The 17,540-nt window shown below is 34.5% G+C and carries 12 protein-coding genes and 3 pseudogenes; 14 read left to right on the forward strand and 1 reads right to left on the reverse strand.

Going from position 1 to position 17,540, the window contains the following annotated elements; translation table 11 throughout:
• Positions 1-94: 94 nt before the first annotated feature.
• From esaA to LOK41_RS05745, 12 genes and pseudogenes are all read left to right on the forward strand, one after another.
• Positions 95-3,625, forward strand: coding sequence for a type VII secretion protein EsaA (esaA, locus tag LOK41_RS05695; protein ID WP_241815639.1), 3,531 nt, complete (start codon positions 95-97; stop codon positions 3,623-3,625).
• A complete protein-coding gene (essA, locus tag LOK41_RS05700; RefSeq protein WP_174102130.1) occupies positions 3,597-4,100 on the forward strand; it encodes a type VII secretion protein EssA in 504 nt (167 codons plus the stop codon). Before esaA ends, essA begins: the two co-directional genes overlap by 29 nt.
• A 12-nt stretch (positions 4,101-4,112) precedes the next feature.
• Complete coding sequence (locus LOK41_RS05705) at positions 4,113-4,364, forward strand: EsaB/YukD family protein (protein WP_174102129.1); 252 nt, start codon at positions 4,113-4,115, stop codon at positions 4,362-4,364.
• 270 nt (positions 4,365-4,634) lie between these two features.
• Positions 4,635-5,834 carry a type VII secretion protein EssB gene (essB, locus tag LOK41_RS05710; RefSeq protein ID WP_241815640.1) on the forward strand — a complete coding sequence of 400 codons (1,200 nt, stop codon included), beginning with the start codon at positions 4,635-4,637 and terminating at the stop codon, positions 5,832-5,834.
• A gap of 325 nt (positions 5,835-6,159) precedes the next feature.
• Positions 6,160-6,444: pseudogene (locus tag LOK41_RS29245) on the forward strand (FtsK/SpoIIIE N-terminal domain-containing protein); the annotation flags it as partial.
• A pseudogene (gene essC / locus LOK41_RS05715) lies at positions 6,436-10,665 on the forward strand (type VII secretion protein EssC); the annotation flags it as partial. The pseudogenes LOK41_RS29245 and essC, both read left to right, overlap by 9 nt.
• Positions 10,662-11,480, forward strand: a complete 819-nt coding sequence (locus LOK41_RS05720) for a DUF3952 domain-containing protein (RefSeq protein WP_241815642.1) — start codon at positions 10,662-10,664, stop codon at positions 11,478-11,480. The pseudogene essC and the gene LOK41_RS05720, both read left to right, overlap by 4 nt.
• Before the next feature lie 21 nt (positions 11,481-11,501).
• A complete protein-coding gene (locus LOK41_RS05725; RefSeq protein ID WP_241815643.1) occupies positions 11,502-13,046 on the forward strand; it encodes a lipase family protein in 1,545 nt (514 codons plus the stop codon).
• Between the two features lie 38 nt (positions 13,047-13,084).
• Positions 13,085-13,345, forward strand: coding sequence for a hypothetical protein (locus LOK41_RS05730; RefSeq protein WP_241815644.1), 261 nt, complete (start codon positions 13,085-13,087; stop codon positions 13,343-13,345).
• 1 nt (position 13,346) lies between these two features.
• On the forward strand, positions 13,347-13,694 hold the full coding sequence (locus tag LOK41_RS05735) for a DUF4176 domain-containing protein (RefSeq protein ID WP_241815645.1): 348 nt from the start codon (positions 13,347-13,349) through the stop codon (positions 13,692-13,694).
• Positions 13,695-13,828: 134 nt separating this feature from the next.
• On the forward strand, positions 13,829-14,833 hold the full coding sequence (locus LOK41_RS05740) for a hypothetical protein (RefSeq protein WP_241815646.1): 1,005 nt from the start codon (positions 13,829-13,831) through the stop codon (positions 14,831-14,833).
• A gap of 380 nt (positions 14,834-15,213) precedes the next feature.
• Complete coding sequence (locus tag LOK41_RS05745) at positions 15,214-15,906, forward strand: DUF3952 domain-containing protein (protein WP_241815647.1); 693 nt, start codon at positions 15,214-15,216, stop codon at positions 15,904-15,906.
• On the opposite strand, the pseudogene LOK41_RS05750 reads toward LOK41_RS05745, so the two are convergent.
• A pseudogene (locus tag LOK41_RS05750) lies at positions 15,898-16,032 on the reverse strand (GNAT family N-acetyltransferase); the annotation flags it as partial. The gene LOK41_RS05745 and the pseudogene LOK41_RS05750 overlap by 9 nt on opposite strands.
• 131 nt (positions 16,033-16,163) lie before the next feature.
• On the opposite strand from LOK41_RS05750, the gene ytfJ reads away from it, so the two are divergent.
• Positions 16,164-16,589, forward strand: a complete 426-nt coding sequence (gene ytfJ, locus LOK41_RS05755; protein ID WP_174102120.1) for a GerW family sporulation protein — start codon at positions 16,164-16,166, stop codon at positions 16,587-16,589.
• Between the two features lie 160 nt (positions 16,590-16,749).
• On the forward strand, positions 16,750-17,526 hold the full coding sequence (locus LOK41_RS05760; RefSeq protein ID WP_241815736.1) for an oxalate:formate antiporter: 777 nt from the start codon (positions 16,750-16,752) through the stop codon (positions 17,524-17,526).
• Positions 17,527-17,540 lie beyond the last annotated feature (14 nt).

Consider the following 17,540-nt stretch of genomic DNA (forward strand, 5'->3'; position numbering starts at 1 on the left):
GTATGGCTAACTTACTTTCAAGAAAAGAATAAGTTTTAATTTTTATGTGTAATAGGCAGGTTTTAGATTTTTTTATTCGCAGGAGTGATAAGTATTGAAAAAGTTTAAGTGGAGTATCTTGTTGTTTATCATTTTAGCCCTTGTATTTGCAACAGGGACTTCCTATTTAGCTTTAAATAAAAAGTTAAAAAAAGAAGATGAAAAAAGCACTCCAAAAATGACGGTTGCCTTAGTAAATGAAGATCAAGGGACGGTATTTGAAGGGAATAAAATAGCGTTTGGAGATCAGTTTATAAAAAACATTAATAAAGACAATAATCAAGAGTGGTATGTAGTCAGTCGTGGGGTAGCAGAAAGTGGTTTGAAAAATAATAACTATAATATGATGATTGTAATTCCAAATGACTTTTCTAGAAAGGCTGTGTCAATTAATTCTGAAGCACCAGAGAAATTAACTTTAAGTTATAAAGTTAATGCAACTGGAAATAAAGAGTTAAAAACAGAGGCAGAAAAGACGGCAGCATCGATTTTAGAAGATTTTAATCGACGTATTATAGATGTTTATTTCGCTAGCATTATTGGGAAATTACAAGCTGCACAGGATAACGTTGGGGCAATTGTAGATAAAGAACAAGCCCATATGAAAGTATATAAAACAGATGTACATAGTCCTTTGGCAAACTATACGAAACAATTTGAAACTGTACAAGATTATACAGGCGTATCAGTTGATAGTTTTAAAGGGTTCCAAGGTGTATTGCAAAGGTTTGGGCAAACAATTGATGAAGGTGCGAAATCTAACGTTTCTTATTTAGATGGTTTCGGTAATCTCCAAAATTTGCAGACAAATAATAATATGTTAGCAAATAATTTTTCGAATCAGTTCAATCAGTTTACTAGTGACTTCAGTACAAATGATGTGCTAAAGCAATTAAGTGCATTAGAATCGGCGAATAAAGTAATAGCAAGCCATTTCAATGACTTAGATAAACAATCTAATGCTTTATCTGATTCAGCAGCAATTCAACAATATTTAACAGACGTCAATAACAAAATGAAAAGTTATGATGCGGAGCTAGCAGATAAGCTAAAGACAAATATTCAAGAAACAATTAATCAAAAGTTAAAAGCGAAGCTATCGGATAATGATAAAAAAGAGGTATATTTAAATACTTTAATGCAACAACCAAACGATCAAATTAAGAAACAAATTGAAAGTTTGATCAATAAGTTAGCAAGTATGAATCTTGAAGAAATTGATAGACTCACTTTACCTGAGGAGACAAAGACGCAACTGAAAAATGTAGTGAAAGTTTCTGAGAAGTATAGTGAAGAAAATGACTTCCATTATGAAGGCTCTAACGATATTCCTTTAGAAAATACAATCAAGAGCATTAAAAAAGATCTTGCGACTAATGGGATTACTTTTAAGGATACAGAAAAGAATTCAAAAATGGATGAATCGCAAACGTTTAGTTTACAACTTCCAGAGGGATTTGAACTGTATTCAAATACAGAAGCTTTAATGATTAATGGACAAGACTATACTGCAGACTATTTAAATAATGGAAGTGTTTTGTTGCCTTCTCGAGAAGAAGGGGAATTATCTGTTAGTGTGCATGTCAAATTGTCAGATGAAAACGCAAATATTGATGTTTTTACACCAGTAACATGGAAATGGGATTTGACTCATACTGCTGAAAAAACAATACCGTATCCGAAACCTGAAGTTACTCCTCCTGTTGATCCAGAAACAAACAATGGGAGTAATAGTGAACAAAATAGTCAAGTCGTTCAGCTAACAAATCGTGGGAAAACACCAGTACAGTCAATTAAACAATTGACTGATGGTACTACTGGTAATGAAACAACAAAGCCTAATAAAGATGGTGACAAGAAGCCAGGTGAAGGCGGCGGCACAACCGACCCAACGAAGCCGGGCGAAGGCGGCGGCACAACCGATCCAACGAAGCCGGGTGAAGGCGGTGGCACAACCGACCCAACGAAGCCGGGCGAAGGCGGCGGCACAACCGACCCAACGAAGCCGGGCGAAGGCGGCGGCACAACCGATCCAACGAAGCCAGGCGAAGGTGGTGGCACAACTGATCCAGGTGATGAAAATAAATACGGTGAAAAAACGGAACGCACAAATGACCATATTGTCCATCAGAAATCGGAAAATATATCTTCATCATTATCATCAGATGGTTTAATCAAGGATGCTGTAAACACAGTAAAAAATTATGAAGAATTATTAGGCCTATACCAACTATATTATGGGCTTGATATGAAAATCGAAGATTTATCAGGACAATTAGAGAAAGAAGCGTTAAAAAACCTTGCTACACCAAATTCTCTTTATTACATGTTAAATAAGCAAAATGTATTAGATATAATTACAGATCTTGTTTCATCTGAAATCCATGCAGAAGTTACGTCTGATATGGATCAGGTAAAACAAAAAATCAATGCTTTACAAGAAATCACTAACAATGCTAGCCAAAATTCAGACCATTTGGCAGAAACATTAAAGCAAACATCAGAACAAGCTAATGTCATGAATACAAACTTAGCTGAGTATTTGAGCGGCGCAGCGAAGTGGCGTGAAAATAGTTTAAAACTGATGGAGGAACAAAAAGTATTAATAAGTAATCGTGAGGGAGAACAGACAGCTATATTAGCATTAGATACTGGGTTGAAATCGTTATTCACGCAGAGTCAATCGCTAGCTGAAAGTTCCAAAGGCACGTTGTTAGCCTCTGATGAGGTATATAAAACATTTGATCAAATTAATAATCAAGCAAAAGAGATTCAAGATAGTGGTGTAACGATTGTGTCAAAAGCTGATACATTATTAAACAATTTAACTGAAAAAGTATCAGATGATAAATCATTCTCGAAAAACTTCAGTAAAGTATTAGCGAATAGCCGCATTGGTGAACGACAAAATGAACAGTTATACCAATTTTTAGCGAATCCAGTTTTAAAACAAAATGATGGTGTTATTACAGCTGGAAATACTTTCACACCATATTTAATTGTATTAGTATGTTTTATTGTTTCTTTATTTACGTCATACGCTATTGCGAATCAAGAAAGAAAGCGTAGTCAAAAAGATGATTTTGAAGGAAAATTATCGATTTTAGATATGAACTTACCAGTTACGGCAATTACATTTGGAATAGCTATTGTTGAAGGGATAATAATTGGTATGATCGCTGGAAAACTATTGGAATTCAGCGGAAACCAAAAGTTAATTTGGATCGCCTTTATAACAATTACAATGATGGCTTTTGTCTTCGTTTCCACATATCTATTACGTCAATTAAAAATGATAGGTATGTTTATCTTATTGACATCCTTAAGTCTGTATTTATTTTTAACAGAAGCTGTTGGAGTCAAAGTAACTAAGACATCCTATCTTGGTAAGTTACGCGAATTTTCACCACTACAGTATATAGAAGACTTCTTCAACAATTTTATAAGTGGTAAAAATGATGGCCATGTCACTTTCGCAGTACTTCTTGTAATCGCAATTGTTGGATTTATTATGAATTTATTTGTATGGCATAAAAGGTGGGAGGAAAATAAGGACGATGATGAAACAGTGCATAAAGCTAGTTAAGTTATCATTTGTCTTTTTTCTTTTCTTGTTTGCCGCGTTACCCATGAGGGGCGCGGCAGACAGTTACCTGAATGACAATGGTAAACTTGAGTTTAAAGTAGATCGGGTACACCAAGATAATCAAGAAGGAAATGAAAAAGGGCAACAAGAGACAGAACTTGATAAAGCAGCAATTCAATTATTTAATGAAGAAGTTGAAAAGCAAATTAAGGAAAAACAAAAAAAAGAAAAGCAAGAGATGAAAGAGTTGAATGACTCTTTATTTTTAAATACGAAAAAAATAGATGATATGAAAGACACACAGAAAAGCTTATTTTCAAAAGATTATACTGTGAAAGCAAATTCTGCTGAAATGGATAGTAGCCAATCGAAATCCCAGGAGCCAATTAGTACAACATTGATTGGATTAATCATTAGTGGGGTTATATTCATTTTCGTTGGAATTGGAATCATCATTCGGAAAATTTGGATGTAAGGAGAATCACAAATGGCTATACAAACACATATTAACGTCACTGTTGATTTTCATAAATGGAATGGAAATACATACGATTTACGAATTCCAAATCATCAATCTGTTAAATATTTGCTTAAAAATTTAATTGAAACATTGAATATCGAACAATACGATACATCAAATCATGTAATTAAAGTTGTGAATAAATCGTTATTATTAACAGATGATGATAGATTGGTAGATCATCAAGTAACAGATGGAGATATATTACAAGTAATATAAATTACATAATTATGAACGAAGCATGTAGCCTATATAAATCCAAATTAAAAACCGACATAACCCCTTTCTTTTTAGGCGAGAGAGAGCATCGGGCCATGCATAGAAGCGGTCAGATCCTCTTCCTGCCCCATGCCAAGTTAAAACAGAGAGAGAAAATGAGTGTAAGTCACCTTTTGTTTTTATAACAGCGACTTAACTTATATATCGAAAAATCAAAATGGATTTATAAAATACATATAGGCTTATGAGGAAAAGGAGAAGAGGTAGAACATGGCGGAGAAAAAGATTCAGATTGATTCAACGGAGTATCGCTTTGAAATAGAGGAAGATACTTGGAAATTAGAACTTGCTAAATCACAAACGCAAGTAAAAGATAACCGTCAATTGGAGTTATTAACAGATGTATCATCTATTTTTCTACCAGTAACAATAGAAGAACAAGATGATACATTTATTTTTACATATACAGTAGAAAAGAAATTATTGAAATGGGGAGATTTGAAAGAATTAGGAAGAAATGAAAAATTACGTTTAATTCGAAATATATCCCATTTTCAAAAGCATTTACATAGAAGAACGACTTTCTTTTTACATCCTGACAATTTAGTATTTGATGCAAATTTAATGCCCTTTATTATACATCGCGGAATTCGAGATATTGTCCCGCCAAAACCACTAACAGAAGAACAATTTTTATTCCAATACAAATGTCTTATTGTAGCGCTGTTTTCCAAAAAACATAGTTATGATGATTTATATGCTGGTTTATTAGAAAATGCAAAAGAAACTGTATTTGAACAGAATATTGTGAACATGGAAAACTTTGAGGAACTGATTCAATTTATTGAGGTGAATTTTCTAAAGGAACAAGAAAAGGCAGAAAAAACAATGCAACTTGTTCCGAAAAAACAGTTTCAATTATTTAAATACTTAGCATTCTCATTCGCAGCAGCAACAGTTATTCTAGCAGCACCAGTCGTTTACTACACATTTATGAAAGTACCATATCAAAATAAACTTTTAGAAGCGAATAAAAATTTCTTAGCAACGGATTATGACAAAGTAATTAATAATTTGAGCGACGAAGAGTTTGAAGAATTACCATTTGCATCTAAATATGAGTTAGCGTATTCCTACTTGAAAGTAGAAAAACTATCTGATGCGCAAAAGGCGGCAATCATGAAAAATGTTACTTTAAAAAGTGATGAAAAGTATTTATTGTACTGGATTTATAACGGAAAAGGTAATTTCGATAAATCGTTAGATTTGGCGAAAAGTGTCGATGATCCAGAATTAATTATGTATGGACTAATTAAACAAATAGAAGCAGTGAAAAATAATCCAGATTTATCAGGAAAAGAGCGCGATGAAAAGCTAAAAACATTTGAACAACAATTGAATGAATATGAGAAAAAATATAGGGATTCATCCAATGAAAAAGATATATCTAATACAGAAAAAGCAAAGTAAAAGGATAACAATTTTTGCTGAGTCTATATGAAAATAGGATATAAACAACAAGAAAAGATAGGGAGTACGTATATATCGAATCTATATAAATACAAAATGGAAAAGCGACATAAACCCTTTTTTAGGTGGGAGAGAGCGTCCGCCCATGGATAGAAGCGGTCAGGTCCTTTTTTAGCCCCATGCCAAGTGAAAACAAAAAGAGAAAACGAGTGTAGGATATCTTTTATTCTTCATAGCGGCGACTTATAGGTTGGAAAATCAAGATGAATATATACGTATGAAAACTCCTTACAGATAGAGTGAACAAAAGGAGAAGTGGAGAAGTATGGAGCAGCTACTTGCACTAAGTTACGGCGATCAGTTACATAAATGCCGCTTACATCCATCTGAACGTCCTACAGTGACGATTGGGAAAGAATGGTCAAATAATATTACTGATTTTGATTTAGAGGAATCATTAGTACTGAATTGGGATAATGAATTGGCTGCTTGGAAAATAGGAGAGAAAACTCTTTATTTTAATAAAGCAAATACGATTCAATTAAAGAATGGAAAAACGATACGCATTTGGATTGCAACTGTAGAAGAAATGATTGTATATGATACATCAGGAAAACTTTCCATAGCAATTAGTAAAAATGACTATGATGACATAACAATTCAAGATACTGCTACAGATATTTTGTTTATTCGTGAAACTTTAAGTGAGCCCTTTAAAATAAACGTGTATGAGGGAAATGTGTTTCATAATTATTCTAAGTTAGAAGAGGCAGTGGAATTAGAAACTGGCGATCACTTATATTTTGATGGCATAACAATTCAAATGGGAAGTGAAGATGTTCAAATATTCGGAGTGGAGAATCGGGTGAATTCCAAATTGCCTAGTCTACTAGAAGCGGATAACTTATATCATGATGAGTATCCAGATTATCATCGTTCACCGCGAATTATTTATCGTGAACCAGTTGAAAAAATGAAAATTGCAAGACCTTCGAGCAAACCATCAAAACCAACTGAACAATTAGCGAGAATTATTGCGCCATCTCTCGTAATGATTGCGGTAACTGTATTGTTATCTATATTCCAGTCATACGGCTTATTTATTTTTGCATCACTAGCAATGACGATCGTGACTGTCGTTGTTTCGATCACATCGTACATAAAAAACTTAAAACAATACAAAATTGATATTGCCGAGCGAGATAAGAGTTACCGAGAATACTTAGTACAAAAAACAAAGGATCTGTATGCTGAAAGTGAGAAACAACGTCATGCACTTCATTATCATTATCCGGATGCTCTAGAAATCCGAAGAATGGCGATAGAAGTGAACCCTCGTATATATGAAAAAACGATCATGCATCATGATTTTCTAACATATCGTGCAGGAAAAGGAAATGCAGATTCTAGTTTTGAAATTGAGTTTAATGAAGAAGAATTTAGCCAATTTAAAGATGAACTCACTGCAATGGCACGCGAGTTAAGGCAGCAATATCTTTCTTTAGCAGACGTTCCAGTTGTAACAGATTTAATGAATGGACCAGTTGGTTATATTGGACAACGTTCGTTGGTGCTAGAACAATTGCAACTATTAGTGATGCAAACCGCTTTATTCCATAGTTATTATGACTTGCAGTTTATTACTGTTTTTCCTGAAGAGGAGAAAAAGAAATGGGATTGGATGCGCTGGCTCCCGCATGCAAGTGTAAGAGATATCAATGTGCGCGGTTTTGTATACCATGACCGAAGTCGAGACCAAGTACTGAATAGCTTATATCAAATATTAAAAGAACGAAAACTAAAAGTAGATGAAAAAAGCAATTCAAGTGAAAAGATACATTTTTCACCGCATTATGTTGTCCTTATAACGGACGAAAAACTCATCTTAGATCACGTTGTAATGGAATTCTTTAATGAAGATCCAACTGATTTAGGTGTATCGCTTGTATTCGTTCAAGATGTGATGCAAAGCTTACCAGAGCACGTGAAGACAGTTGTTGACATAAGAGACTCGAAAAAAGGAAATATCATCTTAGAACAAGGAGAACTTGTCAATCGTCAGTTTGTACCAGATCATTTTCCGGAAGGATTTAACTTAGAAGATGTGTCACGCGCACTTGCACCACTCAATCATTTACAAAACTTAAAAAATAGTATTTCAGAAAGTGTTACATTCCTAGAAATGTACGGCGTCGAAAAAGTGAATGAGCTAAATATTACAGGCCGCTGGGCAAAAAATGCCGCTCATAAATCATTAGCTGTTCCACTTGGTCTTCGTGGTAAAGAAGATCTTGTAAATTTAAACTTACATGAAAAAGCACACGGACCACATGGATTAATCGCGGGTACAACAGGTTCTGGTAAGTCGGAGATTATTCAGTCGTATATTCTATCTCTTGCAGTCAATTTCCATCCTTATGAAGTTGCATTTCTATTAATTGACTATAAGGGCGGAGGTATGGCGAATTTATTTAGAAATCTGCCACACTTACTAGGAACAATTACGAACTTAGATGGTGCGCAAAGTATGCGTGCACTTGCTTCGATTAAAGCAGAATTACAAAAACGCCAACGCTTATTTGGCGAAAATAATGTGAATCATATTAACCAATACCAAAAACTATATAAAGAAGGCGCTGTAAAAGAGCCAATGCCGCATCTATTCTTAATTAGTGATGAGTTCGCGGAGTTGAAGGCAGAACAGCCAGACTTTATGAAAGAATTAGTTTCAACAGCGCGTATCGGTCGTTCGCTTGGTATTCATTTAATACTTGCTACGCAAAAGCCAAGCGGGGTTGTCGATGACCAAATTTGGAGTAACTCGAAATTTAAACTAGCGCTTAAAGTACAAAACACGTCAGACAGTAATGAAATATTAAAAACACCTGATGCAGCAGAAATTACACTGCCAGGACGAGCATACTTACAGGTCGGAAATAATGAAATCTATGAATTATTCCAATCTGCATGGAGCGGTGCTGACTACGTAGAAGATAAGGACGATCAAGATCGCCTTGATACAACCATTTATGCGATCAACGACTTAGGTCAATATGAAATCTTGAGCGAAGACTTAAGTGGACTTGGAAATAACAAAGAAGTTGCAACCGTACCAAGCGAACTGGATGCAGTTATCGATTATATTCATGATTACGCAGAAGATAGACAAATCGAAGCACTCGCAAGACCATGGTTACCACCGCTTCCAGAAAAAATATTCCTGCAAGACTTACACCCAGTTCACTTTAAAGAAGCGTGGAATGAAGCGAAGAAACCGTTGCAAGCAACAGTTGGTTTACTAGACCAACCAGAATTACAATCACAAACACCATTAACATTAGACATAAGTAAAGATGGACACGTTGCCGTCTTCTCAAGTCCAGGTTACGGTAAATCAACATTCTTACAATCAGTCATTATGGATGTAGCGCGTCAGAATAGTCCGGAGCATTTGCATGTGTACTTAGTAGACCTTGGTACGAATGGTCTCTTACCATTAAAAGGACTGCCGCATGTTGCGGATACAATTACGATTGACGAAGCAGAAAAGTGCTTAAAATTAGTTGAAAGATTAACACAAGAGATGAAACAACGTAAACGTATGCTAAGTGAATATGACGTCGCAAGTATAGAAATGTATGAGAAAGCTAGCGGTAAACAAATGCCGAATATCATCGTTGCAATTGATAATTACGATGCAGTGAAAGAAGCTAAATTTTATGAGGAATTTGAAATGCTGATTATGCAAATCGTCCGAGAAGGTGCTAGCCTAGGAATTCATACTTTAATTAGTGCGGGACGACAAAATGCACTGCGTATTCAACTATACAACAACATTAAACTGCAAACATGTCTATATATGATTGACCAAAGTGAAATCTCAGGCATTGTAGGTCGTTCTGATTTGAAAGTAGAAGAAATAACAGGACGAGCAATTATAAAATTAGATTCACCGACATTATTCCAGTCGGCATTACCGACAAAAGCAGAAGACGAATTAGAGCAAATTCAGTTACTACAACAAGAAGCAAGTGAAATGGATCAAGAATGGGATGGAGAACGTCCGAAGGCAATTCCAATGATGCCAGAAGTTATTGACCTCCTAACATATCGAAAAAACAAAGATGTTACCAAAGCATTACAAGCGGGACAAGTTCCACTGGGTCTTGACTTCACAAATGTAGAAGTCGTTGCACATGATATTGCGGTTAACGATCATTTAATGATCTACAGCGTAGATGATAGTATGAGAAAACAAATCGTATCAAGTATACTCTCCCAAATGAATAAAGACTATTTTGAGAGTGTAACATTAGTAGATACTGCTGAGTATAGCTTCGTTCAATATAAAGACAATGTGACGCATTACATCGTAGAAGAAAATGAAGTAAACGTTCATGTGAAATACTGGATGGAAGTCATTCGCGAACGATCTCTTGAACTATCACAAGCAAGACAAGAAGGTAGAGAAATACCAGTATTTACAAAACAACTTATCATCATGACAAACGTTGAAGAATTTAGCAGACTTGTTTACCTAGAAACGGACGACGCAACAACTTTAATAGATCTATCTCGAACAGTTGGTATTTACTTTGTCCTAGCAGGCCATCATGACTATGTGGATCGAAACCGTGATGCCTTACCGATGAAAATGAGAAGTAAACTAACAGCAGGCATCATCGCCATGCCATTAAATGACCAAAGTGTCTTCAATATCAAATATATAAGTAACGAAGCACCTTTAGGAAAAGACGAAGTGTATTACTATCAAAAGGGAAGCATTATGAAACTCAAAATGCCAAGAGTAACGAACGAGGTGACCGTATGAAACTGAAAAAGAAAGCTAAGGTGATGATAGTTATGACGATAGTTGCGAGTTTATTTAGTGGGTGTAGTTTTGGAGAAACGAAAATAGAATATGAGAGATTTGTAAAGGCTTTGGATGAAGGAGATATGCCGAAGGTTATGTCTGCGAGTGATGATGGGTATGCGAGTGTGACACAAAGAGGTATATATAGTACGTACGAGGAAAAAGAAGATGGAAGGCACGTTAAAACAATCCGTCAGACTACGGAAGGTGTATATAATACGAAAGATGAAAGTTTATATGGAGACACAACACAAACAATTGCTACTGATATAGAGAATAAAAAGGAAAAAGGGACAAACGAAAATTATAAAAAAGAAACTGTTTATAGTACAAATATTATGTGTAAAAATGGGCAGGTACAAAGTTCAGATTCTAATCTCGATGTTTCATACGTTAATTTAATTGTGGACCGTTTGAATGGAATAGGGAAACTAAAGATGAAGCCAGGCGATGATACAAAAAAATTTGATCAGCCGAATACAGTTGGATATAGCCTAACTGAATCAGAATTTCAAAATATTATTAATGACAAGCTAAATATACAATATGATGAATATGGTGGGGCATCGATTGTACTTCAGCTTGGTTCAGTAAATGGTTCCATGCAGATATTGCAAGTAAGTATTGTTATGAATTATAAGAAGAATGTTGAAGGGAAGTTAGTAAAATATATATCGCAGATACACACATATTTTAATAGTAAAAAAGATAATGATCAAAAGGCGAAAAAAGAATATGTAGATTATAAAGTACAGTACCAAAATAATAGATGATTAAGAAAGGGGTAGCCTAGTATGCCGAATACTGAGGTGCAGGATAAGAATAAAGATTTAAAGATAGCTTCTGATTGGGGAAAATTGGAGCTGGCTGGTCAGGATATCTATAATTTTAAGGCGGGGAAATATCCATATGATCAATCAAATGAAACGAATAAAGACCTATTGCAAGCAAATTTTAATGCAGAGCTTATGTATCATGAAGTAGATGAAAAGACAGGATTTGCAGCATATGCTTTTAAAGATAAGACTACAGGAGAAATTGTAATAACATATGTAGGGACAGAAGATGGAACGGATGTAGTAACGGATGCTGAAATTGGTGGTCACAATATAACGAATGCAAATAAAGTAGCATTGGGTAATTGGGAACAGGATCTTGCAGTAAAACAGTATGATCAAGGGGATAGTTTTTATATGAGGATGAGACATGAAAATCCTTCTGCGAAAATTAGTGTAACAGGACATTCATTAGGTGGTGGTATAGCTGACACGGTAGCATTAAGGCACCAAGAAGATAATATTGAAGCGTTAACATTAAATCCAGCTCCTGTTCTGGATCGAGATGTTGAAAAATTTGGTGACGGATTCGATATGAAGAACATCAGGAATATTATTAATGAAAATGATCCGTTACACATCGGAATAAACGTTGGTGATTTTACCACTCCTGGAAGAATGTATAAAATTCCTAATGGCGCTGGACATTCGTATGCTTTTACAAAAAATGATTATGATAAAAGTGGTCATTTAGTATGGACGGATAAGCTAGTGAGTGACAATGATACAGGATGGGATTTAAAACCAGGTTTTTTAGAAATTTCAAATTCAACTGGGGCGCTCTATACAGGGATAGTGCATGATAAGTTTAAAAGAAAAGTGTCTACTGTCGAGGAAGCTGTAGGAGGAACTGTGATAAAAAAAATCATAAATACACCTCCAATCGCTGCATTCATAGGAGCGTTAACAGTTTATTCAGATGCTGTAGAAATAGAAGTGAAAATTGAAGAAGGGATTTCTGAATTAAATCAAAAATATGAAAATATGAAATCAAAAATTACATCAGAAGCTATTAAATTTAGTATAACAGCTACGATAGAAATTAAGAGCGCAGTAGATACCGCTGTAGATTGGATCGAAACAACTCTAGCTAAATGTAAAGAAAAGGTGTTAGAAGTATTAGAATCTGTATTTAAAGCTGCTGTAGATTTTTTAGCGGGGCGCATCGTGGTGTATCTAGTGGCAACTGAAATTTTAGAAATTGCAAAAGAAGTAGCAGGTTCTTATGTGCAGGATTTATTAGAAATGTTTAAAGGAGATTTCCACGTAGATACAAATGTTACTGCAATTGCAGCAGAGCATATTTTAACTCATCGACACTCATTGCTTCATCTCTTTATGAATGATGGTAGTAGAGGAATAAACCGTTCATTATTAGGTGAAATCTCAAAAGATGTAAAAGAGCTATCAAAAGATTTGAAACAATTAAACGAAGATGTTTCAGAAGCAATTTTTTCTATGGTGGCAAAAGATGAGGAATTAGGTGCGGTTGCATATTATTAAAAGTTGATATTGATAGAATGGAAGAAGGGGTAATGAATATGGATTTACATATGATAATGAATAAAGTTCATAGTACATTTCCGGATAACGGTGGACGAAATCAAATTATGAACGTGGTCATGCAACTTGAAAAAGCAGCATCAGCTTTAACGAGTGATATTAGAAGATTGGAAAGTAGTATCGATAGCAACTTGCAAGGTAAAACACGTGATGCCTTTATTGATCGGATTCGTCAACTAGAAAAAAAGAGACAAAAAATAGAAGAGAAAATCGTAGTATTAAAAGGGACGGTTAATTAATATGAAAGATTATATGGAAAAAGTATTACCTTTAGGTAGTGTAGTGAGAGTAAGCTTCGCGGAAGAAGATGCAGATTATGTAATCACTACAAGAGGTGTTTTGTTAGATGATGATACGTTCTATGATTATGGAGGAGTACTACATCCAGTCGGTTTGACAGGAGAAACATATAAAATATTTAATCACTCTGACATTGTAGAAGTGAAGTTTGAAGGGTATCGAAATAAAATTGAAGGTCAATTTGCGGCTAAGTTTAAAATATGGCGGAATGAGTTCGTTGAAAAGGTAATAGAGAAAAATAAAAGAGAGCAAAAAGACCAAGCGGTAGAAACACAAGAGCAACAATAAATAAGAAGGAAATAAGCTTTCCTCTTCCTGTATGGAAAGAGGAAAGCTTATTTTGATTGTGGGAAAAGATGGCTTTGAATTTGCTACACAACTAGGAATCATTTCTTACGTAAGGAAGGGGTATTAGGGGTTATATGAAAAGAATGAAAAACGTAATGTGGTTAGTAGTATGTTTCTTATTTTTGAGTGGTTGTAATTATGAAAATGAAGATCAGGTAAAAAAATACATAAAAGAAAAACATGGAATCGATGTTGTTGTAACCGATTGGGGCGCCATAGATGAAGGGAATATGGGACATACATATCATACTGTTCAAGCAAAAAACAATAAAAATATGCAATTTCGAGTAGAGGTAGATGGCTTCTTCTATTCAACAATTAAAGATGATGAATACCAATACGGAAAAAATACATATGAGGAATATAAGAGATTTAAACCGATTTTAAAAGAAATTAAAAAGTTAGGATACGAGGAATTTGAAAAAGAAAATGTTCTTCAGTATATAGTTGATTATGATGGTAGTAGGGGTGGAAAACCAACTGATGAGTTGTTATTAACTTTAAAAACGAGTAACAAGATTAATTATAGTCAATTTGAAACAGCAGAATTAGATCGTTTATATGCTCTATTCCAACTCATTCAGAAAAGTAATAAAAAGATTACAGAACTTGAAATTAAAGATCATAATGGTGAATCTATAGGTCTCCCTTTTGAAAACGTACAAAAAGTTATAACGAAAGAAGAACTACTACTAAAAATGAAAAACACTTTAGATAATTATTGGACATATTTGATTCAAACTCAAACAAAAGTAGGTGACAGATTAAAAGAAATTCAAAACGACCATTTTGTAATTGAAGGTATTACTTGTCCACATCCGAAAGACGGAGAGTGTCCGGAGTATAAGGTAACTTTAGTTTTTAATGACAGTGAGATGCAATATAAAAACAAACCTCCTGTAATTGAGGATCTGACAAAGGTAGTCACTATCCTTAAAGAGGAACTATATAATAAAGAATTTGACATATATTTAACCAACAAGGATGGGACAAGATATACACGCTGGATATCATCAGAAGCAATCAAAAAAAGTAATAACATCGAAGAATTTATAAAAGAACGGTATCCTAAGGAATAAACCTAAAGCACTTTTTACGTTTATTATTTGGTGTGAAAGCATGATATAAGTTCGTAAAATGAATCATTTGTATTAAAAGTGTAAGAGCATGTTTTAATCGTTTTTTCAAAATATGCTCTTTCTTTTTATGCACTTGCTAAGATCAGTAACGATAAGTTAAGTAAGTATATTATTATTCTGTAGATGTTGGCAGACTTCAATTTGAAAATGAGAAGTAAACTAACAGCGGGTATCATCACTATACCATTAAACGACCAAAGTGTTTTCAATATTAAATACGTAAGTAACAAAACATCTTTAGGAAAAGGCGAAGTGTATGACTACTAAAAAGGAAACATTATAAAACTTAAAATACCAAGAGTAACGAATGAGGTGACAGTATGAAAAAGAAAGCTAAGGTGCTGATGCTTATGACGATTGTTGGAAGTTTACTTAGTGGGTGTAGCTTTTTTGAAACGAAAATTAAATATGAACCATTTGTAAAGGCCTTGGATGAAGAAGACATGAAGAAGGTTATGTCTGCGAGTGATGATGGGTATGGGCATGTGACACAAAGAGGTATATACAGTACGTATGAGGAAAAAGAGGATGGAAAGCACATTAATACAATCCGTCAAACTACGGAAGGTGTATATAATACGAAAGATAAAAGTTTATATGGAGACACAACACAAACAATTGCTACTGACATAGAGAATAAAAAGGAAAAAGGGACAAACGCAAATTATAAAAAAGAAACTGTTTATAGTACAAATATTATGTATAAAAATGGGCAGGTACAAAGTTCTGATTCTAATCTTGATGTTTCATACGTTAACTTAATTGTAGATCGGTTAAAAGGAATAGGGAAATTAAAGATGAAGCCAGGCGATGATATAAAAAAAATTGATCAGCCGAATACAGTTGGATATAGACTCACTGAATCGGAACTTCAAAATATTATCAATGATAAGCTAAACATACAATATGATGAATATGATAGTGCGGCCATTGTACTTCATCTTGGCTCCGCAAATGGTCCAATGCAGATACTACAAGTAAGTATTGATATAGACTACAAGATGCCCCCATAACTCTTGAAAATCTGCATCGTAACCAAAGGCTTCGATATCGCCGATTATGAATAGGTTAATGGCTGCTTCCTCGGATAAAAATGTCAGTACTTGTTCATGATCACGCTTTGTTAACTTCCGTATCATTATAATCCCTCTTTATTTTGTTTTTTCTAAATATTATTACTTATTGTTTTTGAAATCAATATAAAATTTTATGTTTAGTTCACAAGGTTTCGGAAAAACTAGGAAAGATATGACAAAGGAGGTTATGAACGGTGGATCATCCAATTCAAGGATTAATGAAAGCAGCGATGGAAAATTTAAAGGAAATGGTCGATGTTAATACGATTGTTGGAGAGCCTGTTCAAACGGCTGACGGTGGAGTAGTATTAACTGTTTCCAAAGTAGCATTTGGATTTGGAGCAGGGGGATCAGATTTTCAAACAAATGATGGACTGAAAGCGCAAGGTAATCCGGCATTCGGCGGAGGGAGTGCAGGTGGTGTTTCGATTACTCCCGTAGCTTTTCTTGTAGTGAATAAAGATGGTGTGAATATTCTTCACTTACAAAATGCGACACATCTAGCTGAAAAAATGATTGAGTTAGCGCCACAAACGATTGATAAGATTCAATCCATTTTTCAAAAAAATGAAAAGCATACTGAAAATCATCATCCGCAAAACCCGGACGAAATCGCGTAAAAAAGCCTGTTTTTCAACAGGCTTTTTTTCTTGTAATCAGTATGTAATAAAACTCATGAAATTGTAAATAGTTTTTGAAGTTTTTTCTATGTTTCTAAAATTTTTCATGTTAAAATATGCTATAGAATTGAAACATATAAAACGAAGGTGGCTAGGTGCTTTGTCTGGAGGATCTGACCAAGTAAAGAATATGATATATATTAATGGTAATCGTCGGGGTCATTGTTTTATTACATCTGGAATTACATTTGAAGAGTTTGCAAGTAATATCCCTTCACCGCTTCATCAAGTATTGCTTTTAAAACATAATTTTGAGTGGACTGATTTTCACTATCATACTTTATTCGAATATGTCGAAGAAGAAAACATACATAAATTAATTAAAGCAGAGATTGATGAATTTGAAGAGTTTTGTTGGGTGGACTTTGATGATGCAAGCGATTTAGATGAATTGGAGCCAAAGGAAATTGCAGAATTGTTATATTTGGCTCACAAAAAAGAACCACTTGGGAGAGCGTTTTTCCCACTTTTGAAAAATAGATTTGTCTATTTTTCACATGATGACGGTTGGTACAACAAAGTGTATTACCGTAGAATCGCTGATTTTGTCGGAATGTTGAGCAAAGTAATTCCGTACAAACTCGGTTCATTTGGAAAAAAACGGTTTTCTTTCTTTCAAAAATCAAAAATATTCCCAGCAATTTCAAAAGAAGTGATTCTTGGGCTTGTTCCATTAATGGAAGATGGTTTGTACATTGATTTGGCAGGGAAAATTGAGTCAAGAAGAGGTTTGGAGATTCCTGTATATGTAGTTGGTTCGTATGAAAGTACGGATGAAGTACTCGATAACGTAGAGGAATTAAAGGCAGATGCAACCGAAACTGGCTGGCTAATTTTTGATAAGAAAGAACAAGAGTGGCAATGGGTTGTCGACTAAGAGAACTTGACGAA

This window comes from Bacillus sp. TL12 (assembly GCF_022625245.1).
GTDB lineage: Bacteria > Bacillota > Bacilli > Bacillales > Bacillaceae_G > Bacillus_A.